Consider the following 26063-nt stretch of genomic DNA (forward strand, 5'->3'; position numbering starts at 1 on the left):
TAATCAGCTAAGGTTCTTCACCGGTGTAGGTCAGTCCCATCACGCCAGTGTCTTTGCCTTTATCGGCTACGGCGAGGTTGTTAGTGACCATACCAATCGCTGCCAGCGTCGACAGCTTAGTGACGGTAAAGCTGCTGCCCGGCTCGGCATCAATGCCGCTAACCAGCATTGAAACGCCATGCTGCTGCTGGAACTGGCCGACTTTACCTTTGAACAGCTCGTTGCCGTCTTTAGAAACGGTAAAGCTGTCGGCACCGGTAACCTCTACCTTCACGCTGGAATCTTTCCAGCTTTTCGGCATATCAAGGCGAGACACGGCGATTTTAGCCGGTTTCTCACCCAGCAGACGCGCAAAGCCTTTACCCAGGACCGGGAAATGGTTCTGCTCAACCTGAATGTTCAGGCCCAAATCGTCTACGGTTTTGCCAATGACCATACGAGACTGGATGATCTGGATTTCCGTGGCGGAAGCAGGTTCCACCGGGGTCTCGGTCAGATCGGTCAGGACGGTATTAGGACTTTTCTGCTCTACCTGCACCAGCGAATCCGCGCTGTAGATAGGTGTGGCAAACAGCGTATAGAGCGTGCCGAGCAGCAGGAAGAAGGCCGTGACGGCCACGATAATCCAGCGATGATCAACCAGCTGTCCGACAAGGTGTGCTAAATCCCACCCGCCAGCTTCCTCTTTCGACGCGGTCGGCGCCTTACTTTTTATATTCATCGAGTATCCCAACTATCGGCTTAATGCGGTGACCCATTTCTGGGCAGCTTTTTCGAGTAATCCGTACACGGCTTCAAAGGCATCGCGGCTTTTCTTATAGGGATCCGCTATTTCCTGCTGGTTGAGCCAGTGGCCAAATAACATGGTCTTGCCACGTACGGAGGGGTTAATGCGGTTGACCAGATCAACATGCCTTTTTTCCATCACCAGGATGAGATCGTAATCCCGGCACAGGGCGGAGGTCAGCTGCTGTGCCTGATGGCCCGCCAGCGACACCCCGTGTTCGCTGGCAACGCTGCTGGCGGTCTCGTCGGCCGGATGGTCGACCAGCGCGCTCAGCCCGGCCGAGGCAATCTTTTTATCCGGTAGCGCCTGTTTCAGCAGCCGTTCTCCCGTAGGAGAACGGCAGATATTGCCGACGCAGACCACTAAGATTGAATTAATCATCATGCCCCGCCGTTACCATCTGTGAATGATTTGTGCGTTTTCGCTAGCGTTATAAATACCGGTGATAGTTGGGGTCAGCTGCGAAATAACACGGTTCCAACGCGTCAGCGGCGTTGAGGTCACATAGACGATGTCATACGGTTCCAGCTGGAATTCAGAACCCATCACCATCGCCGACGCATCTTTCAGGTTCAGCTGATAAATGTTGGCGATCTTGGTGCGGTTTTTTCCTTTGATTGGACGGATAACAAACACACCGGTCGCATCAGAGGTCGCCTGATCCATGCCCTGAGCACTGCCCAGCGCTTCAGAAAGCGTCATGCCGCTGCGGTCCATTTTCAGCGTGCTCTGCTGTTTGACTTCGCCCATGACAAAGATTTTCAGATCGTCATTGCGCGGCACGAACAGGATATCCCCTGCGTAGAGCAGGTGGTTCTGTGACAAATCGCCATTTTGCATCAGCGCCTGCAGAGAAACCGGCACTTCGCTGCCGTTGTGCGTCAGCACCACGTTGCGCCAGTCGGCATTGGCCGTCAGGCCACCTGCGGCGTTGATCGCATCCAGAATAGTCAGCGGCACGTTAGTGATGGGCTGTTGGCCAGAGGTGGTCACTTCACCGGTCACGTAGGCTTTCTGCGACTTGAAGGAGGCAACGCTGACGTCAACCTGTGGGCTTTCGATAAACTGCGCCAGGCGGTTAGCGATTTCGGTACGCACTTCCTGTACGGTCCGACCCGCTACGCGAACGCGGCCGATATAAGGGTAAAATATGGTGCCGTCTGAGTGTACCCAGTTACCGGTGTCGCTGGCGCTACGGTACTGACCTGCTGGCGTGGTCAGTTCCGGGTGGTCCCAGACGATCACGGTCAGCACGTCGCCGACGCCGATACGGTACTCATAGTTTTGCAGTTCATTTTGCAACTGGGCATTAGGCCGGGCCACAACGGGCGTTGGGCGCATACGATCGACCAGGCTTGGGGTCATCGGGAAGACATTGACGTATTTATCAATGTCAAAATCGTTGTCCTGCTGCTTAATGACATCTTTTCCGCTGGTAGAAAGCTTTGAACCCGGCACTACCGTACATCCTGCAAGGAGGGTAGCCGAAATCAACAAGGGTAATAACTTCGTTTTGATTGTAATCATCTGTTTCATCGCTATCAGTAATTTGATTGATAGTGGCGGATCCGCCGCTGTGTAGCGTCATGCAAAAGTAAAAATAAGCGTGTCAATCGCTGTAACTGTCAGTCATTCTCGTCCGATCCCTATCCTTTTTTAATGCCTTGCCGGCTCGCTGTGACCGACGCTTAACAAAGAAAGTGGTGAGCGCGTAAGTCCATGACGGTTACAGTCAAACTACGCTATAACAGCGACGCGCCCCGAAGAGCGCGTCGAAAGCTCAAATTAATAGGCGCCGTCGCGCTTAAGCACCACCCCGATGGTTTTGAACAGGATGGCGATATCGTTCCATAATGACCAGTTTTTTACGTACCAGGAGTCAAAATAAACGCGAGTTTCGTAATCGACATCGTTACGACCGCTAACCTGCCACAAACCTGTCATACCGGGTTTAGCCATAAAGTAGTAATCAACGTCGCCTGCATAGCGCTCAAGTTCATCCTCGATCACCGGACGCGGACCAACCAGGCTCATCTCGCCGCGGACGACGTTCCACAGCTGTGGCAGCTCATCAAGGCTGGTTTTACGAATAAAGTGACCGATGCGGGTAATGCGCGGATCGTTCTTCAGCTTGAAGTCTTTATCCCATTCCGCACGAGCCACAGGATCGGTGCGCAGTACTTCTTCCAGCACTTCTTTGGAATTCACCACCATTGAGCGGAACTTAAGGCATTTAAACTTGCGTCCGTTGCGCCCTACCCGCTCGTGGCCATAAATAGGGTTCCCGCCATCGCGAGCGACCATAAAGATGAGGAATGCCAGTGCAGGCATCAGCATGGTGATAATACTTAAAGCGCCAACAATATCGAAGGTGCGCTTAAGGAAACGCGAGGTGCGCTTCGCCAAATTATTGCTGACCCGCAGGATCATAACTTCATGGCTAAAGATATAAGCCATATCAGTCCCGTATAGCGGAACGCCACGCAGTGAAGGAATAACGGAGACGGAACGGCAATTATGTTTTGCCAGGTTTTTCAGCCAGAGATCGCGATACTGACTCTGTTCAAATTCCACGGCGACAATAAATTGCGTTTCGCTGTTAACCAGCTGCCAGAGCGACGTTTCATCACGGATAACCGGAATGCCGAACAGCGCAGGTGCCGGCGTAGTGCCATCCACATCGTAGAAAGCCACCACGTCAAAACCCATTACCTCTTCGCTTTGCAGCGCCAGATAAGCTTCTTCCGCATTTTTACCGCTGCCGATAATAATGGATTGTCTTTTCCACAGTCCGTTACGGTTCAGTACACGCTTAACGATAGCGCGACCAACAGGAATAAGGATCAGCGCCAGCAGCCAGGTTATTACCCACACCCAGCGAGACATTTCCCATTTTGACAGCGCCGTAATCGACAGGTCGATAACGGAGAAGATCAACACGCTACGGAAGACTTCTTTTAACTCAAACCAGAACGGCTTGCGATAGGTATAGTGGCGCAGGCGAACCCAGAACCAGCCAATACAAATCACAGAGAGGATAATGTGTGTGCTAATTTTTAATTGCAGATCCTGCTCTGACATATTTTCCAGAAAACTGTTTGGAAAAGCCTTCATCAACAGAACTGCAATAAACAAAGAGGCGTTAAAGAAAATAAGATCTGAAAGTGCCAGTGATATTTTTATTAACAGTCCTTTAAATGTAAATTGTATATCGCGCATAATTAACTCTTATTTTTTCTTCAAAAGCCTGTGATTTAATAATTCCCACCGCTTAGGATTGCGTATCCTTAAGACACGCTATTTATTACACAGGAGACGTATTCAGAAAGTGTGTAAAAGCTCATGGTAACTGGCAGTACAATCAGAGAATGACATGTAAAATCAACATTTACGGTGGTTTTATCGCCAAAAGGCGCTGTTCTTTCACCGTTCCGGACACGCTACCGCCCCTGGCTTGTAGCTGCCAATGCGCTGTATTTTGTCCTGAAGTGTTGGTTTTATCCTGCCATCTAAAGGCACAGAAAGACGCGTCTTCATAAACCCGAACATAAAAAAGAACGTCAAGACGCGGCCGTGCTAATTGCTACATTAACGCAGCCATTTACTAACACATCGCTATACTAGTTATTACTGGCCTGTTTACAAGAGTCTGCCGCTGCCCATGGGCGCTTTTAGGATTAAGACTACCTCTAGCGCCATGCTAAACCATACCTTGCCTCTATATCCTCACGATAAATTCGGATTAGCTTTACTACCGCAGTCGGAATATTCCTGTCCGACTTTACTTCATTTCTTAAGTATCCCTTATTTCAACGGGCAGACCTATGCGAATATTCCTGAAAACCTTTTAATCAGACGGCAATTTTTGCGTGGGGAAATTCCAGCAATCGGTGGCGATTTATTCGGCTGTTTATCGACCGGGTGATGCCTTTCAGGGGATTATTTGTTGAATCAGCCGACGTTCACTATCATCATGGCATTTCCTTAATCTGTATGAGTGAACTTCTGATGTTTGAATGGATCGTCGATCCGTCAATCTGGGCTGGCCTTGTCACCCTGATCGTGCTGGAACTGGTGCTGGGCATTGATAATCTTGTCTTCATCGCTATCCTGGCGGAAAAGCTGCCGCCCGCGCAGCGCGACCGCGCCCGCGTAACGGGCCTGTTGCTGGCGCTGATTATGCGTCTGCTGTTGCTGGCTTCTATCTCCTGGCTCTCTTCACTCACCTCTGCCCTCTTCTCGGTCAGCGGGCATGCGTTTAGCGCGCGCGATTTAATTATGCTGCTGGGCGGCGTATTTCTTCTGTTTAAAGCCACCGTGGAGTTGAACGAACGGCTGGAAGGCAAAGACGAAGATGAAAATCCACAAAAGCGTGGGGCTAAATTCTGGCCTGTTGTGGCGCAAATTGTGGTGCTGGATGCGGTCTTTTCCCTGGATTCTGTGATCACGGCCGTCGGGATGGTGGACCATCTGGCCGTTATGATGGCGGCCGTTATTATCGCAATTTGCTTAATGTTACTGGCCAGCAAGCCGCTGACTCGTTTCGTTAATCAACACCCAACCATCGTTATTCTCTGCCTTAGCTTCCTGCTAATGATCGGTTTCAGCCTGGTGGCGGACGGCTTTGGCTATCATATTCCTAAAGGTTACCTTTACGCGGCAATCGGCTTTTCAGTCATTATTGAAGCGCTTAATCAGCTGGCGCATTTTAACCGCCGCCGTTTCCTCTCTTCCAAAGCGCCTCTGCGCAAACGTACCGCCGAAGCGGTGCTGCGCCTGTTGCGGGGCAGCCATGAACAGGCAGAGCTGGATGCAGAAACCTCTTCGCTGGTCGCTGATGGCAGCGATCAGGCGATCTTTAATAAGCAAGAGCGCATGATGATTGCCCGCGTGCTCGGTATGGGGCAGCGCACGGTCAGCAGCATCATGACCTCTCGTCAGGATATCGCTTCCGTAGACCTCAGTGAGTCACCGGCTGCCATTATGGCCATGCTCGACCAGAACCAGCATACGCGGCTGGTAGTAACGGAAAACAGTGAAGATCCGCTGGGCGTGGTGCACGTTATCGACCTGCTGAAGCAGGCGCTGCACGGCGATAGTCTGGATATTCGTGCGCTGATCCGCCAGCCGTTAGTCTTCCCGGAGCAGCTATCGCTGCTACCGGCGCTGGAGCAGTTTCGCAATGCGCGCACGCACTTCGCTTTTGTAGTGGATGAGTTTGGTTCGGTAGAGGGCGTGGTCACGCTCAGCGACGTAATGGAAACCATCGCGGGTAATTTGCCTAACGAGGGCGAAGCTATCGATCCCCGTTATGATATCCAGCAAAACGCAGACGGTAGCTGGACGGCTAACGGCCACATGCCGCTGGATGACCTGGTGATGTATGTGCCGCTGCCGCTGGATGAGAAAAGAGAGTATCACACGCTGGCGGGTCTGCTGATGGAACATATGCAGCGAGTGCCGCAGGAAGGCGAAGAGATTCAGATTAATGACTGTCTGTTTCGTACGCTTAAAGTGGAAAGCCACCGCGTACAGAAGGTACAAATTATTCCTTTAGTGATGGAAGAAGAAGACTGGTAAGGATGGCGCTGATAAAGCAATCCCGCTTTATCAGCGCACCCGCTCAGAGGTCTTTAATCAGTTTCTGTACCGAGCTGCTCTTGCCGCTTTCAGGATTTTGCTCCGACCACGCTTTGAGGCGCTTCTTCGCTTCATCCTGCAGTTGCTGACGCAGCACCTGGTCGATTTGCAGTGAATAGTTCAGGCCATCCCAGGGGCCATAAATTCTTAACGGTACCGGCGTCTGCTGTAGCCGCCCAATCAGTTCACTGTCGCCCTGCCATCCTTGCGTCACCGTCACGCCAAAATTCATGTCTGCCTGTTTATCGGCCATGTTTACGGTGCCCTGCCCGCTGTAATTAAGCATGGAGGCACGTCCATTCAGATCGACAAAAGCAAGCAGGCCTTTTTGCAGCGTCATTTTGCCCGTAATGTGTTGGAAATCATTCTCAGGCCCGGCGGCAGCGTGAACACGGCTGCTGCTGCGTTCCACGGCGCGCTGGATCATCCGCTGAAAGTTCAACCCGGCCATCAGGGCATTGTCCAGACTGATTTCAGCACTGCCTTGCCAGGCCCGTTTAAAATCAGGCACGCTCAGCCCGCTGCCGCTGAAGTTGCCATTCAGCGTCAGATCGCCATTCAGCGAAGCCGGCAGCTCAAATGCTTTAAGCAGCGGCGCCACGGCAATATTCTGTAGCGAAGGTGTCAGGGCAATCTGCGTCCGGGTATGGCGGAAATCGACGCTACCCGGCAGGGAAAACTGCCCGTTGCCGATTTTGCCGGTCAGTGCTGCCAGCGTGACCAGCCCGTTATTGCTGCTGCCCTGTAGCGTAACCCCATTGAAGGTCAGCCCGCGCCAGTTAAGGTTATCTACCGTCAGCGCCAGCTGCCCGTCCATCTGGTTAAACAGCGAACCGGCATTGTCCTGTTCTGGTTGGGCAATCACCGGCGCAGGCCCGCCGCGCTGGGCCTGAATACGCTGGCCGTCACTGCTGATATGGGTTTCCAGTCCCAACAGCGGATCCAGATTCAGAGCGGGAGAATGCAGATCCAGCGCAATTTGCGGACGGTTACCCAGAGTGCCGCTGGCGCTGCCGCTGAGCTGACTGTCGTTGAGGCTGAGCGCGAGGTTCTTCAAACTGAAAGCGTCGTTGTCGCGCCACTCCGCCTGCAGGCTCGCCTGCCCTTTGACGCCCTCGCGCGGTAAGTCAGCGCCGCTAAGCTGATAATCCAGCTGGTTCACTGTTGCGGCCAGGTGCTGTGGATAGCGACTGAGATCCACATCTGCATTCAGCTTCAACAAGAGTTCGCGCTGATCGCGGCTGACACGACTCCCTAATTCGATATGAGCGTAGCGCTGGGCATTCTGCGACAGCTGCAGATTGAGATCGCGAACGTTAAGCTGTTCACCGTTTCCCTGTTGCCAGATTATCAGGCTGTCGGCAACCTGCAAGTTGTCAATATCGAAGGTCCACCGCTGGGTCAGCGGGGTCGGTGGCGCGGCATCGTCCGGTCCCTGCGGCGCATTGGCCGGACGCTGCGCTGCGCTGTCAGGCGTCAGACGGATCACCGCCTCTTTCAGCAAAACCTGCTTAACCGCCAGCTGATGAGAGAGCAAAGGAAGGAGCTTAACGTCAAGCCGCATATTGCTGGCGCTGACAAAAGGTTGCTGAGCGCCGGGGGCGGTCAGGCTCATGGGGCCGGAAAGAATGCTGAGCTGCGGCCAAACGTGCCAGCGCAGGTCGCCGTTCAACACCAGCTGATAGCCGCTGCGCTGTTCAACCTCTTTTGCCATATAGGCACGAAAATCGTTAGGATTGACCAGTAAAACCAGCGCCGTCATGCCGGCCACGATGACCACCAGCAAAATGGCCAGCGTGGTGATAAACCTTTTCATGCCTTCCCCTTATAGCTTCCACTTCTTTCGACGCGCGCTGCGGGCCGCAAGGGCAAGCCCTGCCCCGCCGCTATACGCCGTCCTGGTCTTTATCGATACGGCTGGCATCCGCGCCCTGCTGCCCTTTATATTTGGCATCCTGACGGCGGTTATAAGGCCGGGCCGCTGGCGCGGAAAGTGGTTCAAAACTCAGCGCGCCAATCAGCATCCCCGGCCTTAACGCCAGCGGCAGCTTACCAGAATTATAGAACTCCAGCACGATACGTCCCTGCCATCCCGGGTCGATACGATGCGCGGTCACATGCACCATCAGTCCCAGCCGGGCCAGGGAGGAACGCCCGTCCAGCCAGCCTACCAGGTTATCCGGGATAGTGACCGATTCCAGCGTGACCGCCAGCGCCAGTTCGCCAGGATGTAAAAAGAAAGCCTCGCCTTCCGGCAGTACGATTTCATCGCTCATCACGCGGTCAAGCGCCGCGCTGACCTCGTCCTTGGGGCCGCTGAGATCGATAAAGGCGGCGGTATGGCCACGAAAAGTACGGAACTGATTGCCGAGGCGGACATCAACGGTTGCGCCGTTAATACGCTCTACCGGCGGGCGTGGCGAGATGTCAAGCTGGCCATTGTCGAGCCAGGCTTCTATATCGCGGTCGCATAAACGCATGGGCGGATACTCCCTAATTAATAACAGGCTGAGCGGCGGGAGCATGGGCGCTCCCTGCACGGACTACCCGGCCATCCCAGGAGGGTGCCGGGTCAGATTTACTCGAAGAACTGATTGATCTTCGCTTTCAAGATATCGATCGCGATGCGGTTTTTACCGCCGCGAGGCACGATAATGTCAGCGTACTGTTTGGAGGGTTCGATAAACTGCAGGAACATCGGCCGTACGGTTTTCTGATACTGAGCCATCACGGAGTCCATCGAACGGCCTCGTTCGTTGACGTCACGCTTCATGCGGCGCATCAGACAGATATCCAGCGGCGTATCCACGAAGATCGAAAAGTTCATTTCGGCACGCAGCCGCGCGTCCGTCAGCAGCAGGATCCCTTCCAGAATAATGACTTTCTTCGGTTTCAGCTCAATCGTCTGCGCGGTACGGGTATGTTCAACATAGCTGTAAACCGGCAGGTCGATTGCTTCTCCCGCTTTCAGCATCTGTAGATGCTGCAGCAGTAAATTATGATCCATCGCGCTGGGATGGTCATAGTTCGTTTTAACCCGTTCATCCATGGTCAGGTGGCTTTGGTCTTTGTAATAAGCATCCTCAGGGATAACACCAATATTTTCATCACCAACCCGATCGCGGACTTCACGATAAAGCGTACTGGCGATAAGACTTTTTCCCGAGGCAGATGCGCCGGCGATACCTACGATGACGCACTGATGCGACTTGTCAGTCATAAATTAAAGACCTGATTTGTGTCTGAGACAGATGGAGAGGATGAATTCGCGCATAATTATAGGGATTTCGGGGTGTTGATGCCAGAAAAAACCCGCGGAAGGCTTTTAAGACTTTCCCGTTATACCTCTGGTAGCGCTCTCGCTAAACTGTTGGCTGTCAGATTCACAATTTCGGCCCGGCCATTGCAGGCAGACAATCTTACGCCGTTGCGACGACGAACCGGGCTAACACAGCATAATAAGGAAACACCGTGTACTGGCGTACATTGCATTTTTTGACCTATTTTGGCGACAGCATGTTGCTTATTCCTACCGCTATCGTGATGGCCGGGCTGATCGGCTGGAAGAACAGCGATCGGCGCGCAGTAGTGTATTGGGCGCTGGCGTTCTGCACCGCCGGGGCCGTGGTCAGCCTTTCTAAAATCGCTTTTATGGGCTTCGGCCTCGGCAGCGCGCATTTTAACTTCACCGGCTTTAGCGGCCATACCGCCATGTCAGCAACTCTGTGGCCCGTGATGCTCTGGCTGCTTAGCGGACGCCTGTCGGATAACGGCCGTATGTTCGCCGTTGGCATCGGCTATTTGATCCCGCTGCTGGTGGGCATCTCGCGCCTGCTGCTCAGCTATCATTCCACCAGCGAAGTCATTACCGGTCTGATACTTGGCTTTACCCTCAGTACGGCTTTTCTGGTTAGCCAACGGCGTTCAACCGTAAAAGGCTTTTCCACGCCGCAATTCTGCATTGCATTGCTGCTGCCTCTGCTGTTGCTGAGCCACGGTCGTCTTGCTACCACGCAACAATTTTTACAGCGCCTTTCCGTGCAGATTGCCGGCATCGATCATCCCTGGACACGTGCTGATTTGCTGAAGCTTCGTCAGTAATTCCCTGTCTGCCAGCGGCGCTCAGCGGTCAATCAGCCGAATAAAGCGATCTTTTGAATTAGCGCAGGCATTCAAAAATGATTGTGTTAGCATGCCTTAAGTTACCGGGTTCGAGCTGACCTGTCTCCGTTGCCTCGCTGGATTTTTATGACAACTGATACGTTTTTTCCCGCTGACCGCTCCCCTTCCCTCTGGCTCAGGGGAGCGCTGTTTGGCGTGCTTTCCTTTGTTCTGACGTCATTCTGTCTGGAACTGATTAAGGTCAGCATTCATATCTCTTCGCTGTGGCTTCCCACTGCCCTGATGACTTTTCTGGTTTTTCACTATCCGGCACGCAGGCTGCCGGTGCTGCTGGGCGGCTGTATGTTGGGCATCGTAGCCGCTAACGTTTTGATAGTGAGCGCGGCTACCGAAACGTGGATGTTTCCACTCATTAATTTGTTTCAGGCATTGCTGGGCGGTGCGCTGTTGCGCAGGCTGTTAGATAAAGAGGCGCCGCTGGACTCGCTGCTCGGTTGGAGCAAAATGGTGGTGGCGGTAGGCATTTTTACGCCCCTGGCAGGCGCGCTGTTCGCTTGTTGGTCGATGAGCTTGACCGGCCGCAACAGCTTTCATTTTTTTACCACCTGGGCGATTTCGGAAACCATTGGCATGCTGGCGCTCGGCCCGATTTGCCTGCTGTGGCGGCCCGAAGAGCTACGAAAATCTTTTCAACGCTCCACGCTGGTTGAAACGTTACTGACGCTGGTTGTCACGCTGGCGCTGAGCTACTGCGCGTTACGCTATCTGCCGTGGTCTTTTACCTTTGTGATGGTCGTGCTTTTTTACAGCGCTGTCCGCCTGCCGCGGCTGTCGGCCTTTATTGTTTTCTTCGCCACGCTACTGATGATGAGCCTGTTGCTGGCACTAAACCAGCTGGTGCAGTATACCAACGCGGTTTCTGTCGTGAACAATGCGCCCTGGCTACCGTTTTTACTGGCGATCGTGCCCAGCCATATCATGGCGCAGGTGATGCACTCGTTCCAGGAAGAAAAGAAGCTCATTTCCCAGAGCGAGGCCAGGTTTCGTCATGCGATGGAGTATTCCGTTATCGGCATGGCGCTAGTGTCGCCAGAAGGCCGCTTTTTACAGGTTAATCAATCACTCTGTCGCCTGCTTGGCTACACCCGAGCGGAGCTGGTCACGATGAATTTTCAAACGCTCACCCACCCCGACGATCTGACGATTGACGAAAGCAAACGCCAGGACCTGTTGGCAGGCAAGATAGAAACCTACAGCCACGAAAAACGTTATCTGCATAAGGACGGGCGCGTCGTATGGGCGCTGTTGGCGGCATCGCTGGTGCTCGACAGCGAGCGGCGACCGCTCTATTTTATTTCTCAGGTTGAAGATATCTCTGACCTTAAGAAGACCGAAGCGGCCAACCGCCGTCTGATGCAGCGTATTACGCTGGCTAATGAAGCAGGAGGGATCGGCGTCTGGGATCTGAACCTGCAGACCGGCAAAATGGCCTGGGACAAACGGATGTTCCAGCTTTACGGATTAAATGAGGAGGGTCAGGCAACCTATCTGACCTGGGTTAACAGCCTGCTGCCTGCCGATCGCCAAATGGCTATCGACGCTTTTGATCGGGGCATCAAGCACTCCCTGCCGGTAGATATCGTCTTCCGTATCGCCACAAATGAAGGCATCCGCTTTATTCACAGTCAGTCAAAGCTGGTTTTTGGTGATGATGGCCAGGTCGAAAGAATGCTCGGCATCAATCAGGACGTCACCACGATGCGTCAGCTGACCGATGCGCTCTACCAGGAAAAAGAGCGCATGCACATTACCCTGGATGCAATCGGCGAAGCGGTCATCAGCACGGATGAAGAGATGTGCGTAACGTTTATGAATCCGGTCGCGGAAGTGATGAGCGGCTGGACGCAGGAAGAAGCGGCCGGAAAACCGCTCAGCGATCTGCTGCGCATCACCCACGGTAGTGACGGTCCGAAAATGGAAAACCTGCTGTCATGCGAGCTGCCGCACAGTAAATCGGTGCCCGAACTGGATGAGGAGCTGATGCTGCATAATCGTTCCGGCGAATGTTTTGATATTCAATACAGCATTACGCCGCTGAAAACGCTGGAAGGTGACTATATTGGCAGCGTAATGGTTATTCAGGACGTCAGTGAATCGCGGGAGATGATGCGGCGGCTAAGCTACGGCGCTTCACACGATATGCTGACCCGACTGCCTAACCGCGTCAGCTTTGAGCAGCGGCTGAAACAGCTGCTACACAGCGCGTGCCAGCAGCAGCGTCTGCACACGCTAATCTTTATCGATCTGGATCGCTTTAAGGCAGTAAACGACAACGCCGGTCATGCTGCCGGCGATGCGCTGCTGCGGGAAATATCTGGCCAGATGAAACAGCATTTACGCGGGGGCGATTTCCTGGCCCGTCTGGGTGGCGATGAGTTTGGTGCTCTCTTGCCTGACTGCCTGCCTGACGAAGCGCGAGACCTCGCGGAGCGTCTGGTCGCGGCGGTTAATCACTACCCTTTCCTGTGGGAAGGTCAGCTGTACCGCATCGGGGCCAGCGCGGGCCTTACGCAGCTCAGCAAGGACAATGCCCATGCCAGCGATGTGATGGCCCAGGCCGATCTGGCCTGCTACAACGCCAAGCACAACGGCCGTGGTCAGTTTTCCGTTTATGAAGCAAAGCTGTTGGACACGCTGAAACCGGTGATGTCTCAACGGGAAAATGCGCAGATTCTGCCACGTGCCAGCGACCAGACCGGCTCGTAGTCAACGATGAATAGCGATTCACTCAGTTTTATCAGACGCCCATGGAAAGATTGCCACGCAATATGTAAAGAAAACACCCGCTCGTCAACCCGCGCCACTTCCACATCGGGCAACGCCTTTTTCTTCTACGGCGCCCGGAAAGCGTAAAGTACCGGTAAACCGTATGTCCTTGTCTAATAACCGGCCATTTTTATCAGCTGGTTGAAAGCCCTCGCCCTTGTTGCCTTTTTTTTCAAAAAACGACGCCAGCCTTTGGCCTCTGTCCCCGGCGATCTGGCGGCTAAAAAGTCCGGTCAGGTCAGGCCTCATCTTTCACCCTTTGTCCGCATGAAAAGACGCAGAATGCTTGCTCTCCTGGCGTCCCTGGGCTAAAGTCGCCCCCTTTTTTTATTAGCGGAGGGAAGGAATGTTTATCGGCTTTGATTACGGGACGGCAAACTGCTCGGTAGCCATTATGAAAGAAGGCGTGCCCGCGCTGCTGCCGCTGGAAAATGGTTCCAGCCTGTTACCCTCAATGCTCTGCGCCCCTACGCGCGATACGGTCAGCGAATGGCTGTTTCGCCATCATCAGGTGCCGACACCAGAAGCCGAAAATCAGGCGATTTTACGGCGTGCCCTCGCGCTAAACCGCGAAGAAGACATCGAGGTCACGCCTGCCAGCGTACAGTTTGGCCTGGCTTCGCTGGCGCAGTATATGGCCGAACCGGAAGATACCTGGTTCGTTAAATCGCCGAAATCCTTCCTGGGCGCGAACGGCCTGAAACCGCAGCAGGTTGCCTTCTTTGAGGACCTGGTGTGCGCGATGATGCTGCATATCCGTCAGCAGGCCGAAGCACAGGTGAATGAAAGCATTACCCAGGCGGTAATAGGCCGTCCGGTCAACTTCCAGGGACTGGGCGGTGAAGAAGCTAACCGTCAGGCGCAGGGCATTTTGGCACGCGCCGCCAGCCGTGCCGGTTTTAAAGAAGTAGAGTTTCAGTTCGAGCCGGTAGCGGCCGGTCTGGAATTTGAGGCGACGCTAAAAAAAGAGACGCGCGTGCTGATCGTGGATATCGGCGGCGGTACCACTGACTGTTCGGTTCTGCTGATGGGCCCGCAATGGCACGATAAGGCTGAACGCCAGGAGAGTCTGCTCGGCCACAGTGGCTGCCGCGTTGGCGGAAACGATCTGGATATTATGCTGGCCTTCAAAGAGCTGATGCCGCTGCTGGGCAGTGGCGGACAGACGCATAAAGGGATCGCGCTGCCTGCGCTGCCGTGGTGGAACGCTATCGCTATTAACGATGTGCCGGCGCAGAGCGACTTTTACGCGACGGCCAGCCGCAAGCAGCTGCAGGATCTGATCCGCGACGCGCGTGAGCCTGAAAAAGTCCAGCGCCTGCTGAAAGTCTGGCAGCAGCGTCTGGGCTATCGCCTGGTTCGTGCAGCGGAAGAGAGCAAAATTGCGCTTTCTGACCGCCCTTTAACCACCTCGACGCTGGACTTTATTGAACACGCACTGGCGACTGACATCAGCGTCGACGCGCTAAAAACCGCTATCGCGCAGCCGCTGGAACGCATTCAGGAGCAGGTGAAGCTGGCGCTGGACGGAAGCGGCACCCGGCCAGACGTCATCTATCTGACGGGAGGCAGCGCCCGCTCGCCGGTGCTGCGCGAAGCGCTGCAAAAACAGCTGCCAGATATCCCGCTTGCCAGCGGCGATGACTTCGGTTCCGTCACCGCCGGGCTGGCGCGCTGGGCACAGGTTCTGTTCCGCTAATTAATAGCTGCTTGCGTCAGTAAGCTTGCGTACCGCTTGCTCGCTGAGCTGCAGCGCGGCAGCTTTGCTCAGTTCTTCCAGCTGGGTCAGCGAGGTTGCGCTGACAATCGGTGCGGTAATCCCCGGACGGGCAATCTGCCATGCCAGCGCAACCTGCGTTGGCGTGGCCTGATGCTCTTCCGCCACCTCATCTAACGCTTTCAGGATGCGCAGACCACGATCGTTTAAGTACTTTTCGACCACGCCTTCGCCCCGCTGGCTTTTGCCCGCGTCAGCCTTGCTGCGATATTTTCCGCTTAAAAAGCCGCTGGCCAGCGAATAGTAGTTGATCACGCCCAGGCCGTTTTCACGCGCTACCTGCTCCAGACCGCTTTCGTAACCCTGACGATCGTAAAGATTGTATTCCGGCTGTAGCGTTTCATAGCGGGCCAGCCCCTGTTCTTTGCTGATGTTCAGCGCTTCGGTCAGCCTTTGTGCACTGTAGTTAGAGGCGCCGATCGCGCGCACTTTGCCTTCTTTAATCAGCGCGTCGAAGGTGGCCAGCGTCTCCTGCAAAGGCGTATCGCTGTCGTCACGGTGTGCCTGATAAAGATCGATATAGTCGGTTTGCAGACGGCTTAGCGAGGCCTCTACCGCCTGGCGAATATAAGTTGGTGACAGCCCGCTCTGGCCTTCGCCCATCTCCATGCCGACTTTGGTTGCCAACACAATTTGGTTGCGCTTGCCGCTTTTCTTCAGCCACTTGCCGAGGATGGTTTCAGACTCGCCGCCTTTGTTGCCCGGTGCCCAGCGTGAATAGCAGTCAGCGGTATCGATAAAGAAAAGGCCTTTCTCGACCAGCGCGTCTAACAGCGAAAAGGACGTTTGTTCATCAACAGTCCAACCAAAAACGTTGCCGCCAAAAGTCAGCGCGGGCACCTGAATAGTGGTACGACCCAGCTCACGATGCGTTTTAATCATCTTTATACTCCTGTACTGAAAGGGTTTCTTGCGTGACTATTAGCGTAGCAAACATCCTGGCTGACCGTTTGTTGATTAACGGTACAGGCAGTCTGATGTAGGAATACTTACACTTGCTGAACGGTTATTCTTAATTCCTTCATTTTTATAATTGATAAATCCGTTAAAATTGAAATATTAAGCGTCTCCAGGCCCCGCCGGACGAGGAAAAGCAAACAGGCTTCCCGTTCAGCAGGCACTTTTTACTGACGCGACCTTTTGCTTTTGGAGAGCTAATAACAGGATGAACACCCGGCGCCGTTTTGGAATGATTTTTCTGGTGCTCGCGGCTATTGCTGCGGGTGGACTTTACGCATGGCACAGCCACGGTGAGCCGGCAAAAAAAACTGAGCATTCGTCCGGTGGCGGCCGTAAAGGCGCAGGCGGCCCGCTCGCGCCAGTACAGGCTGCCGCTGCCGTGCGTCAGAGCGTACCGCAATATCTGACCGGGCTGGGCACCGTGGCCGCCGCCAATACCGTGACGCTACGCAGCCGCGTTGACGGCGATCTGATGGCGCTCCACTTTACTGAAGGTCAGGAAGTTAAGGCGGGCCAGCTGCTGGCGGAAATCGATCCGCGTCCGTTCCAGGTTGTACTGACTCAGGCGCAGGGCCAGCTGGCAAAGGATCAGGCCACGCTTGCCAATGCCCGCCGGGATCTGGCGCGTTTGGAAAAACTGGTGAAAACGAACCTGGTGTCGCAGCAGGAGCTGGATACGCAGCGGGCGCTGGTCAGCGAAACGTTAGGCACAATTAAGGCGGACGAGGGCAACGTTGCCAGTGCACAGCTGAACCTGACCTACAGCCGCATCACCTCCCCTATTTCAGGCCGCGTCGGACTGCGTCAGGTTGATATCGGCAACTATGTCAGCAGCGGTGATACTAACGGTCTCGTAGTGATCACCCAAACGCATCCGGTTGAGCTGGTATTCAGCCTGCCGGAAAACCAGATCGAAACCCTGCTGGCCGCCCAGAAAACCGGACAGCCGGTGCTGGTGGAAGCCTGGGATCGCAGCAACAAAATCCGGCTTGCGACCGGTTCGCTGCTGAGCATGGATAATCAGATCGATGTCACTACCGGTACGATTAAAGTCAAAGCGCAGTTCGGCAATCAGGACGACCGCCTTTTCCCTAATCAGTTTGTTAATGCGCGCTTGCAGGTCACTACGCTACACGACGCCATTGTTATCCCGGTAGCGGCGCTGCAAATGGGTAACGAAGGGCATTTTGTCTGGGTAGTCAATAGCGACAGCAAGGTCAGCAAAAAAACCGTTACCGTTAGCGTGCAGGACAGCGAGAAAGCGATTGTGGATGCCGGGCTGGATGAAGGCGAAAAAGTCGTGACCGACGGCATCGATCGCCTGACGGAAGGCGCCACGGTGGAAGTGGTAGCGCCGCAGTCCACGCCGCTGCCGGACAGCAGTACGCCGCCCGCTAAAGGAGCTCGCCAGTAATGCAGGTGATGCCTTCCAATCCTGGCGGCGGCCCTTCCCGTCAGTTTATTATGCGGCCGGTGGCCACCACGCTGCTGATGGTCGCCATTCTGCTGGCCGGGATCCTTGGCTATCGCTCCCTGCCCGTTTCGGCGCTGCCGGAGGTCGACTATCCTACGATCCAGGTGGTGACGCTCTATCCAGGCGCCAGCCCGGACGTGATGACCTCGGCCGTGACCGCCCCGCTGGAACGTCAGTTTGGTCAGATGTCGGGCTTAAAGCAGATGGCTTCGCAAAGTTCTGGCGGCGCGTCGGTGATCACGCTCCAGTTTCAGCTAACGCTGCCGCTGGACGTGGCCGAGCAGGAAGTGCAGGCGGCCATCAACGCCGCGACCAATCTTCTGCCGTCCGACCTGCCCAATCCGCCGGTTTACAGCAAGGTAAACCCTGCCGATCCGCCGATTATGACCCTGGCCGTTACCACCACCAGTCTGCCAATGACTCAGGTGCAGGATATGGTGGAAACGCGCGTGGCACAAAAAATCTCGCAGGTTTCCGGCGTAGGCCTGGTGACGCTTGCGGGCGGCCAGCGGCCTGCCGTTCGGGTAAAACTCAACGCGCAGGCGCTCGCCTCGCTTGGGCTGACCAGCGAAAAAGTGCGGACCGCTATCAGTAGCGCTAACGTGAACTCCGCTAAAGGTAGCCTGGACGGCCCGGATCGCTCAATTACGCTTTCCGCCAACGACCAGATGAAATCGGCAGAAGATTATCGGCAGCTGATTATCAGCTGGCAGAACGGCGCGCCGGTGCGCCTGCGCGATGTGGCCACCGTGGAACAGGGCGCAGAAAACAGCTGGCTGGGCGCCTGGGCGAATCGCCAGCAGGCCATTGTGCTTAATATTCAGCGCCAGCCGGGCGCGAATATCATCACAACCGCCGACAGTATTCGCCGGATGCTGCCCACGCTGACCGCTTCGCTGCCGAAGTCGGTAGAGGTTAAGGTATTGACTGACCGTACCACCAATATCCGCGCCTCGGTCAATGACGTACAGTTCGAGCTGATGTTGGCCATCGCGCTGGTGGTCATGATCATCTATCTGTTCCTGCGCAACGTGCCGGCAACTATTATTCCGGCCGTCGCGGTACCGCTGTCGCTGGTCGGCACCTTTGCCGTCATCTATTTCCTCGGCTTCTCCATCAATAACCTGACGTTAATGGCGTTGACCATTGCCACCGGCTTCGTGGTTGATGATGCCATCGTGGTGATTGAAAACATCTCCCGCTATATCGAAAAAGGCGAAAAGCCGCTGGATGCCGCGTTAAAAGGCGCAGGCGAGATTGGTTTTACCATTATCTCACTGACCTTCTCGCTGATAGCGGTACTGATCCCGCTGCTGTTTATGGGCGATATCGTCGGCAGGCTGTTCCGCGAGTTTGCCGTTACGCTGGCGGTATCAATCCTGATCTCCGCCGTGGTGTCGCTGACGCTGACGCCTATGATGTGCGCGCGCATGCTCAGCGTGGAATCTTTACGTAAGCAGAACCGCTTTTCGCGCGCCAGCGAAGCGATGTTCGATCGTATTATCGCTGCCTATGGTCGTTTACTCAGACGCGTGCTCGACCATCAATGGCTGACACTGGGCGTGGCGCTCGGCACGCTGGCCGTGACGGTGCTGCTGTGGATAGCGATCCCGAAAGGCTTTTTCCCCTTACAGGACAACGGCATTATTCAGGGGACGTTGCAGGCGCCGCAGTCGGTTTCCTGGTCCAGCATGGCGCAGCGCCAGCAGCAGGTCGCTTCGATTATCATGAAAGATCCGGCGGTGCAGAGCCTGACCTCGTTTGTAGGCGTGGACGGCACCAACCCGGCCCTCAACAGCGGACGGTTGCAGATCAACCTTAAACCGCTGGACGAACGCGAAGATCGCATTCCTGTCGTCATTAACCGTTTGCAGCAGGCGGTCGCCGCCGTGCCCGGCAGCAGTCTTTATCTTCAGCCGGTACAGGATCTCACCATTGATACCCAGCTAAGCCGCACGCAATACCAGTTCACGCTGCAAACTGGCTCGCTGGACTCCCTGAGCCTGTGGGTGCCTAAGCTGACTAATGCGCTAAATAAACTGCCGCAGCTGAAAGATGTCAGCAGCGACTGGCAGGATCGCGGGCTGGAAGCCTATATCAAGGTGGACCGCGATAACGCCAGCCGTCTGGGTATCAGCATGGCGGACGTGGATAACGCGCTTTATAACGCTTTCGGCCAGCGGCTGATTTCCACTATTTATACCCAGGCCAGCCAGTACCGCGTGGTGCTGGAAAACGACATTTCTGCTACGCCGGGGCTGGCCGCGCTGGATTCTGTTCGCCTGACCAGCACCGACGGCGGCAGCGTTCCGCTCAGCGCCATCGCCAGCGTTGAACAACGGCACGGCGCGTTAAGCATCAATCATTTGGATCAGTTCCCGTCGACCACCTTTTCCTTTAACGTCCGCGACGGCTATTCACTGGAGGAAGCGGTTAACGCCATTACCCAGGCCGAGCAGTCGATGGCGATGCCTGCCGAAATCGTCACGAAGTTCCAGGGCAGCACGCTGGCGTTTCAGGCGGCGCTCTCCAGCACCGTCTGGCTGATCGTGGCCGCCGTGGTGGCGATGTATATCGTGCTGGGCGTGCTTTATGAAAGCTTTATCCACCCGATTACTATCCTCTCCACGCTGCCGACAGCGGGCGTCGGCGCGCTGCTGGCGCTGATGCTCAGCGGCAATGAACTCGATGTGATAGCCATTATCGGCATTATCCTGTTGATTGGTATCGTAAAGAAAAACGCCATCATGATGATCGACTTTGCACTGGCAGCGGAGCGCGAACAGGGCATGGCACCTTATGACGCCATTTATCAGGCCTGTCTGCTGCGCTTCAGGCCGATCCTGATGACCACGCTGGCGGCCCTGCTGGGGGCGCTGCCGCTGATGCTAAGTACCGGCGTCGGTGCCGAGCTGCGTCATCCGCTGGGCGTGGCGATGGTGGGCGGTCTGATCGTCAGTCAGGTGCTGACGCTGTTCACCACGCCGGTCATCTATCTGCTGTTCGACCGCCTGGCGCAGGCTGCCCGTCGTCGTCTGCCATCGCAGGAGGCGCAGTGAAATTTTTTGCGCTGTTTATTCATCGTCCGGTCGCCACTATTCTGTTGACCATTGCTATCGCGCTGGCAGGCGTACTGAGTTTTCGTCTGCTGCCGGTCGCGCCGCTGCCGCAGGTCGATTTCCCGGTGGTGTTGATCTCCGCCTCGCTGCCCGGCGCGTCGCCAGAGACCATGGCTTCTTCCGTGGCAACGCCGCTGGAGCGTTCGTTGGGCCGCATCGCGGGCGTCAGCGAAATGACCTCCACCAGCTCGTTGGGCAGCACGCGCATCATTCTCGTTTTTGATTACGATCGTGATATCAACGGCGCAGCGCGTGACGTGCAGGGAGCGATCAATGCGGCGCAAAGCCTGCTGCCAACCGGGATGCCGAGTCGCCCGACCTGGCGCAAAATCAATCCTTCCGACGCGCCGATTATGATCATGACGCTGACGTCGGATGCGTGGTCACAGGGGGATCTGTATGACTACGCCTCCACCCAGCTGGCACAGAAGCTGGCGCAAATCGAAGGCGTGGGCGACGTCTCGGTAGGAGGCAGTTCGCTTCCTGCCGTACGTGTGGATCTTAATCCTCAGGCGCTGTTTAACCAGGGGGTGTCGCTGGATGCGGTGCGCACGGCTATCAGCAACGCCAACCAGCGCAGGCCACAAGGCGCCATTGAAGACAGCCACCAGCGCTGGCAGATAAAAACGAACGACGAGCTGAAAACGGCAGCCGAGTATCAGCCGCTGATTGTGCATTACCGCAACGGCGCGGCGGTACGGCTACAGGATGTGGCGAACGTGACCGACTCGGTGCAGGACGTGCGCAACGCCGGGATGGCCAACGCCAAACCGGCCATTCTGCTGCTGGTTCGCAAGCTGCCTGAAGCCAATATTATCGATACCGTTGACCGTATACGCGCGGCGGTGCCGGAGCTGCGTAACAGCATTCCGGCCTCTATCCAGCTGGATGTCGCTCAGGATCGTTCGCCTACTATTCGCGCCTCGCTGGCGGAAGTGGAACAGTCGCTGGTGATTTCGGTCGGGCTGGTGATCCTGGTGGTGTTTGCATTTTTACGCTCGGGCCGCGCCACGCTTATCCCTGCCGTCGCGGTGCCGGTGTCGCTAATCGGCACGTTTGCCGCCATGTATCTTTGCGGGTTCAGCCTCAATAATTTGTCATTGATGGCGCTGACGGTGGCAACCGGGTTTGTGGTGGATGACGCCATCGTGGTGCTGGAAAACATCTCCCGCCACGTGGAAGCAGGCATGAAACCGATTCAGGCTGCGCTACAGGGCACGCGGGAGGTGGGCTTTACCGTTCTTTCGATGAGTCTGTCACTGGTGGCGGTGTTCCTGCCGCTACTGCTGTTGGGCGGGTTAATCGGCCGCTTTTTCCGCGAGTTTGCCGTGACGCTTTCCGTGTCCATTATCATTTCGCTGCTGGTTTCGGTCACCCTGACGCCAATGATGTGCGGCCGGTTACTGAAAGCGCGTCCACGCCGCGAGCAGCCTCGCCTGCGCGGTTTTGGCCGCGTACTGACGGGCATTCAACAGGGTTATGGCCGCTCGCTGAACTGGGTGCTGAACCACTCGCGCTGGACGCTGCTGGTCTTTATCGCCACCATCGGCCTGACCATGTACCTGTACGTCGTGGTGCCGAAAACCTTTATGCCCGAGCAGGACACCGGTCGGCTGATGGGTTTTATCCAGGCGGACCAGAGCATCTCTTTTCAGTCGATGCGCGGCAAGCTGGAAGACTTTATGAAGATCGTCCGTGACGACCCGGCCGTGGAAAGCGTGGTTGGCTTTACCGGTGGATCGCGTACCAACAGCGGATCGATGTTTATTTCGCTTAAGCCGCTTAGTGAACGCAGCGACAGTGCTCAGGCGGTGATTGCGCGGCTACGCGGCAAGCTGGCAAAGGAACCGGGCGCAAGCCTGTTTTTGATGGCGGTACAGGATTTAAGAGCGGGCGGACGCGAGTCCAACGCAAGCTATCAGTACACGCTGCTGTCAGACGATCTGGACGATCTGCGCAGCTGGGAGCCAAAAATCCGCCAGGCCCTTTCTAAGCTGCCCGAACTTGCAGACGTTAACTCTGATCAGCAGGATAAAGGCGCCGAGATGGCGCTGATTTACGACCGTACCCGCATGGCACAGCTGGGTCTCAACGTCGCCGACGCCAATAATCTGTTGAATAACGCCTTCGGTCAGCGGCAGATTTCTACCATCTATCAGCCACTGAATCAGTACAAGGTGGTGATGGAGGTCGACCCGCGCTACACCCAGGATGTCAGCTCGCTGGATTTGATGTATGTAATTAATAACGATGGCAAGGCGATCCCACTTTCCGGCTTTGCGAAGTGGCAACCCGCCAACGCGCCGCTGTCGGTAAACCACGAAGGTCTTTCTGCTGCTTCGACAATATCGTTTAACCTGCCGGAAGGCGTCTCGCTTTCTCAGGCGTCTGAGGCTATCGAGCGCAGTATGACCACGCTTGGCGTGCCGTCCAGCGTGCGCGGAAGTTTCGCCGGTACGGCGCAGATATTTGAGGAGACGCAAAGCAACCAGCTGTGGCTGATCCTGGCCGCTATCGCTACCGTTTATATCGTGCTGGGCATTCTTTATGAAAGCTATGTGCATCCGCTGACCATCCTTTCTACCCTGCCCTCTGCAGGCGTGGGCGCGCTACTGGCGTTGGAGCTGTTTGGTGCGCCTTTCAGCCTGATTGCGTTAATCGGTATCCTGCTGCTGATCGGTATCGTGAAGAAGAATGCCATCATGATGGTCGACTTTGCGCTGGATGCGCAACGCAACGGCAATCTGAGCGCGCGTGAGGCTATTTTTCAGGCCAGCCTGCTGCGTTTTCGACCCATTATGATGACCACGCTGGCCGCGCTGCTGGGGGCGCTGCCGCTGGTACTGACCACGGGAGACGGCGCGGAACTGCGCCAGCCGCTGGGAATTACCATCGTCGGCGGCCTTGTGATGAGCCAGCTGCTGACGCTCTACACGACGCCGGTCGTTTATTTATATATGGATAAGCTACGCAGAAAACCGGCCGCACGCAGGCGAGCAGGCGCCATCAGCTGATGAATACGTTTCCGGCCCGCGTGCGCTGGCAGCTGTGGATTGTGGCGTTCGGCTTCTTTATGCAGGCGCTGGACACCACTATCGTTAATACCGCGCTGCCCGCGATGGCCCATAGCCTGAACCAGGATCCGCTGCAAATGCATTCGGTGGTGGTTTCCTATGTGCTGACCGTTGCGGTCATGCTGCCGGTCAGCGGCTGGCTGGCCGATCGCTTCGGCGTGCGTAATATTTTTTTCAGCGCCATTGTGCTGTTCAGCGTGGGTTCGCTGTTTTGCGCGCTTTCCGCCACGCTTGACCAGCTAATCGCCTCGCGCGTGCTGCAAGGTCTCGGCGGTGCGATGATGGTGCCGGTCGGCAGGCTGACGGTCATGAAGCTGGTTCCGCGCCAACAGTATATGGCGGCGATGACTTTTGTAACGCTGCCGGGCCAGATCGGACCGCTGCTTGGGCCGGCGCTGGGCGGCGTGCTGGTGCAGTACGCCAGCTGGCACTGGATCTTTCTGCTCAATCTGCCGGTTGGCCTGGCGGGTGCGGTGGCAACATGGCGGCTGCTACCCGACCTACGCCTGCCGCGCCGCCGCTTTGACTTTCGCGGTTTCGTGCTGCTGGCCGCAGGCATGGCTACGCTGACGCTGGCGCTTGACGGCTCGCGCGGCAGCGGTTTTTCGCCGCTGGTGCTCTGTTTATTTATCCTGGCAGGCGTCTTTTCTTTGCTGTCTTACCTGCTTTACGCTCGCGCCAATGACCAGGCCCTGTTTAGCCTGAAGCTGTTCGATAACCGCATTTACTCAATTGGCCTGCTGGGCAGTCTTACCGGACGGATCGGCAGTGGGATGCTGCCTTTTATGACGCCGATTTTTCTGCAGGTTGGCCTGGGTTATACGCCTTTGCATGCGGGCCTGATGATGGTCCCGATGGTGCTGGGCAATATGGGCATGAAGCGCATCGTGGTGCAGATAGTTAACCGCTTCGGCTACCGTAACGTGCTGGTTGGTGCCACCCTCGGCCTGGCACTGGTGGTACTGCTGTTCCCGGTGACGGCGCTGCTCGGCTGGGAGGCGCTGCTGCCCGTCGTGTTATTCCTGCAGGGCATGGTTAACGCCATTCGCTTTTCGGCGATGAACACGCTGACGCTAAAGGACTTACCGGACGATCTGGCCAGCAGCGGCAACAGCCTGCTGTCGATGGTGATGCAGCTGTCAATGAGCGTGGGCGTGACGCTGGCCGGCCTGCTGTTAGGCATTTTTGCTCAACAATCGCCGCCCGAGCCGATACATCAGGCCTTTATTTCCACCTATATCTGTATGGCGGCGGTAATTATTCTACCCGCGCTGGTGTTTCGCCACGTGCCGCCTGACGTCACCAAAAACGGGGTGTTAAGCCGTAGGAGAGAACCTTAAATGTGGGCAAAGTTACGTCCCGGCATTACCGCCAAGCTGTTTATCGCTATTTTTTCCACCTGTATGCTGGTGCTGATTACCATGCACTGGGGCGTCCGCCTGAGCTTTGAACACGGCTTTATCGACTACATCAAGAAGGGCAACGAGCAGCGGCTGGGGCTGCTGAGCGACGCGCTGGCCGATCAGTACGAGCAGCACGGCAACTGGGACTTCCTGCGCCATAACAACAAGCTGGTGTTTCAAATCCTGCATTCGCTGGAGCAGAATCCGGATGCCAATAATCAACTGCCGCCACACGGCTGGCGCACGCAATTCTGGATTATCGATCAGCAGTATCGCGTGCTAATGGGACCGCGTGCGCCGGTACCACCGGAAGGCAGCCGCCGCAGTATTACCACCAGCAGCGGCCATATTGTAGGTTGGGTGATCGGCTCGCCGTCGGAAAGGTTGACCCGCAGCGCGGACATTAACTTCGACCAGCAGCAGAGGCGCACCAGCTGGATGATTGTCGGTTTGACGATGCTGTTGGCGGCTCTGGTCACCTGGATGTTGTCGCGCGGTCTTCTCGCACCGGTGAAAAGACTGGTAGAAGGTACGCACCATCTGGCTGCAGGAGATTTTGCCACGCGCGTCAAAGCGGACAGTCGCGACGAGCTGGGCCGTTTAGGCCAGGATTTTAACCGTCTGGCCAGCACGCTGGAGAAAAATGAGCGAATGCGCCGCGCGTTTATGGCGGATATTTCCCACGAGCTGCGCACTCCGCTGGCTATCCTGCGCGGCGAGCTGGAGGCCATTCAGGACGGCGTACGCAAACTGACGCCAGAATCGATTATCTCTTTGCAGGGAGAGGTCGCGACGCTGACCAAACTGGTAGACGACGTGCATCAGCTTTCGCTCTCCGACGAAGGTGCGCTGGCCTATCGCCGCAGTGATATCGATTTGGT

At 55.8% G+C, this 26063-nt stretch carries 17 protein-coding genes and 1 pseudogene; 9 read left to right on the plus strand and 9 right to left on the minus strand.

The window, feature by feature from the left end; translation table 11 throughout:
• Positions 1-10: 10 nt before the first annotated feature.
• From RTK32_RS02915 to wbaP, 4 genes and pseudogenes are all read right to left on the minus strand, one after another.
• Positions 11-721: pseudogene (locus tag RTK32_RS02915) on the minus strand (Wzz/FepE/Etk N-terminal domain-containing protein); the annotation flags it as partial.
• 12 nt (positions 722-733) lie between these two features.
• On the minus strand, positions 734-1168 hold the full coding sequence (locus tag RTK32_RS02920; protein WP_312042037.1) for a protein tyrosine phosphatase: 435 nt from the start codon (positions 1166-1168) through the stop codon (positions 734-736).
• A 12-nt stretch (positions 1169-1180) separates the two neighbouring features.
• Complete coding sequence (locus RTK32_RS02925; RefSeq protein ID WP_312042023.1) at positions 1181-2323, minus strand: polysaccharide export protein; 1143 nt, start codon at positions 2321-2323, stop codon at positions 1181-1183.
• Between the two features lie 249 nt (positions 2324-2572).
• The gene (gene wbaP, locus RTK32_RS02930; protein WP_312042024.1) at positions 2573-4006 is read right to left on the minus strand and encodes an undecaprenyl-phosphate galactose phosphotransferase WbaP; all 1434 of its coding nucleotides are present in this window, start codon (positions 4004-4006) and stop codon (positions 2573-2575) included.
• Positions 4007-4795: 789 nt separating this feature from the next.
• Here wbaP and RTK32_RS02935 point away from each other — a divergent pair.
• Complete coding sequence (locus tag RTK32_RS02935; RefSeq protein ID WP_312042038.1) at positions 4796-6367, plus strand: TerC family protein; 1572 nt, start codon at positions 4796-4798, stop codon at positions 6365-6367.
• Positions 6368-6410: 43 nt separating this feature from the next.
• On the opposite strand, the gene asmA is transcribed toward RTK32_RS02935, so the two are convergent.
• From asmA to udk, 3 genes are all read right to left on the minus strand, one after another.
• Complete coding sequence (asmA, locus tag RTK32_RS02940; RefSeq protein WP_312042025.1) at positions 6411-8243, minus strand: outer membrane assembly protein AsmA; 1833 nt, start codon at positions 8241-8243, stop codon at positions 6411-6413.
• Positions 8244-8313: 70 nt separating this feature from the next.
• Positions 8314-8907, minus strand: a complete 594-nt coding sequence (gene dcd, locus RTK32_RS02945) for a dCTP deaminase (RefSeq protein ID WP_312042026.1) — start codon at positions 8905-8907, stop codon at positions 8314-8316.
• A 98-nt stretch (positions 8908-9005) separates the two neighbouring features.
• Positions 9006-9647, minus strand: coding sequence for a uridine kinase (gene udk, locus RTK32_RS02950; RefSeq protein WP_125288134.1), 642 nt, complete (start codon positions 9645-9647; stop codon positions 9006-9008).
• Positions 9648-9898: 251 nt separating this feature from the next.
• Here udk and RTK32_RS02955 point away from each other — a divergent pair, with 251 nt between their 5' ends.
• Together RTK32_RS02955 and RTK32_RS02960 are read left to right on the plus strand one after the other, a co-directional pair.
• Entirely contained in the window at positions 9899-10528 is a 630-nt protein-coding gene (locus RTK32_RS02955; RefSeq protein ID WP_312042027.1) for a phosphatase PAP2 family protein, read from the plus strand.
• A gap of 147 nt (positions 10529-10675) precedes the next feature.
• Positions 10676-13315, plus strand: coding sequence for a diguanylate cyclase (locus RTK32_RS02960; RefSeq protein ID WP_312042028.1), 2640 nt, complete (start codon positions 10676-10678; stop codon positions 13313-13315).
• A gap of 84 nt (positions 13316-13399) precedes the next feature.
• On the opposite strand, the gene RTK32_RS02965 is transcribed toward RTK32_RS02960, so the two are convergent.
• Entirely contained in the window at positions 13400-13624 is a 225-nt protein-coding gene (locus tag RTK32_RS02965) for a hypothetical protein (RefSeq protein ID WP_312042029.1), read from the minus strand.
• A 97-nt stretch (positions 13625-13721) separates the two neighbouring features.
• Here RTK32_RS02965 and yegD point away from each other — a divergent pair, with 97 nt between their 5' ends.
• The gene (yegD, locus tag RTK32_RS02970; protein WP_312042030.1) at positions 13722-15074 is read left to right on the plus strand and encodes a molecular chaperone; all 1353 of its coding nucleotides are present in this window, start codon (positions 13722-13724) and stop codon (positions 15072-15074) included.
• Here yegD and RTK32_RS02975 read toward each other — a convergent pair whose 3' ends face one another.
• Positions 15075-16034 (minus strand): aldo/keto reductase, encoded by a 960-nt coding sequence (locus tag RTK32_RS02975; protein WP_312042031.1) that lies wholly within the window; start codon positions 16032-16034, stop codon positions 15075-15077.
• A gap of 283 nt (positions 16035-16317) precedes the next feature.
• Here RTK32_RS02975 and RTK32_RS02980 point away from each other — a divergent pair, with 283 nt between their 5' ends.
• The 5 genes from RTK32_RS02980 to RTK32_RS03000 all read left to right on the plus strand — a co-directional run.
• Entirely contained in the window at positions 16318-17526 is a 1209-nt protein-coding gene (locus RTK32_RS02980) for an MdtA/MuxA family multidrug efflux RND transporter periplasmic adaptor subunit (RefSeq protein ID WP_312042032.1), read from the plus strand.
• Positions 17526-20645: an MdtB/MuxB family multidrug efflux RND transporter permease subunit gene (locus RTK32_RS02985; protein WP_312042033.1), complete on the plus strand. Its 3120-nt coding sequence runs from the start codon at positions 17526-17528 to the stop codon at positions 20643-20645. The genes RTK32_RS02980 and RTK32_RS02985 overlap by 1 nt, the downstream gene beginning before the upstream one ends.
• Complete coding sequence (mdtC, locus tag RTK32_RS02990) at positions 20642-23719, plus strand: multidrug efflux RND transporter permease subunit MdtC (protein ID WP_312042034.1); 3078 nt, start codon at positions 20642-20644, stop codon at positions 23717-23719. Before RTK32_RS02985 ends, mdtC begins: the two co-directional genes overlap by 4 nt.
• Entirely contained in the window at positions 23719-25119 is a 1401-nt protein-coding gene (gene mdtD, locus RTK32_RS02995) for a multidrug transporter subunit MdtD (RefSeq protein ID WP_312042035.1), read from the plus strand. The genes mdtC and mdtD overlap by 1 nt, the downstream gene beginning before the upstream one ends.
• Positions 25120-26063, plus strand: a 944-nt coding sequence (locus tag RTK32_RS03000) for a HAMP domain-containing protein (RefSeq protein ID WP_312042036.1), incomplete at its 3' end; no start/stop codon positions are given.

This window comes from Erwinia sp., assembly GCF_031978025.1.
In the GTDB taxonomy this organism is placed as follows: domain Bacteria; phylum Pseudomonadota; class Gammaproteobacteria; order Enterobacterales; family Enterobacteriaceae; genus Erwinia.

Excerpts from the sequence above, each read along its gene's own strand:
- mdtD (WP_312042035.1), top strand. The coding sequence starts at position 23,719 with ATGAATACGTTTCCGGCCCGCGTGCGCTGGCAGCTGTGGATTGTGGCG.
- RTK32_RS02985 (WP_312042033.1), top strand. The coding sequence starts at position 17,526 with ATGCAGGTGATGCCTTCCAATCCTGGCGGCGGCCCTTCCCGTCAGTTT.
- wbaP (WP_312042024.1), bottom strand. The coding sequence starts at position 4,006 with ATGCGCGATATACAATTTACATTTAAAGGACTGTTAATAAAAATATCA.
- yegD (WP_312042030.1), top strand. The coding sequence starts at position 13,722 with ATGTTTATCGGCTTTGATTACGGGACGGCAAACTGCTCGGTAGCCATT.
- RTK32_RS02975 (WP_312042031.1), bottom strand. The coding sequence starts at position 16,034 with ATGATTAAAACGCATCGTGAGCTGGGTCGTACCACTATTCAGGTGCCC.
- RTK32_RS02980 (WP_312042032.1), top strand. The coding sequence starts at position 16,318 with ATGAACACCCGGCGCCGTTTTGGAATGATTTTTCTGGTGCTCGCGGCT.
- RTK32_RS02960 (WP_312042028.1), top strand. The coding sequence starts at position 10,676 with ATGACAACTGATACGTTTTTTCCCGCTGACCGCTCCCCTTCCCTCTGG.
- RTK32_RS02920 (WP_312042037.1), bottom strand. The coding sequence starts at position 1,168 with ATGATTAATTCAATCTTAGTGGTCTGCGTCGGCAATATCTGCCGTTCT.
- RTK32_RS02925 (WP_312042023.1), bottom strand. The coding sequence starts at position 2,323 with ATGAAACAGATGATTACAATCAAAACGAAGTTATTACCCTTGTTGATT.
- RTK32_RS02935 (WP_312042038.1), top strand. The coding sequence starts at position 4,796 with ATGTTTGAATGGATCGTCGATCCGTCAATCTGGGCTGGCCTTGTCACC.
- dcd (WP_312042026.1), bottom strand. The coding sequence starts at position 8,907 with ATGCGTTTATGCGACCGCGATATAGAAGCCTGGCTCGACAATGGCCAG.
- udk (WP_125288134.1), bottom strand. The coding sequence starts at position 9,647 with ATGACTGACAAGTCGCATCAGTGCGTCATCGTAGGTATCGCCGGCGCA.
- RTK32_RS02965 (WP_312042029.1), bottom strand. The coding sequence starts at position 13,624 with ATGAGGCCTGACCTGACCGGACTTTTTAGCCGCCAGATCGCCGGGGAC.
- asmA (WP_312042025.1), bottom strand. The coding sequence starts at position 8,243 with ATGAAAAGGTTTATCACCACGCTGGCCATTTTGCTGGTGGTCATCGTG.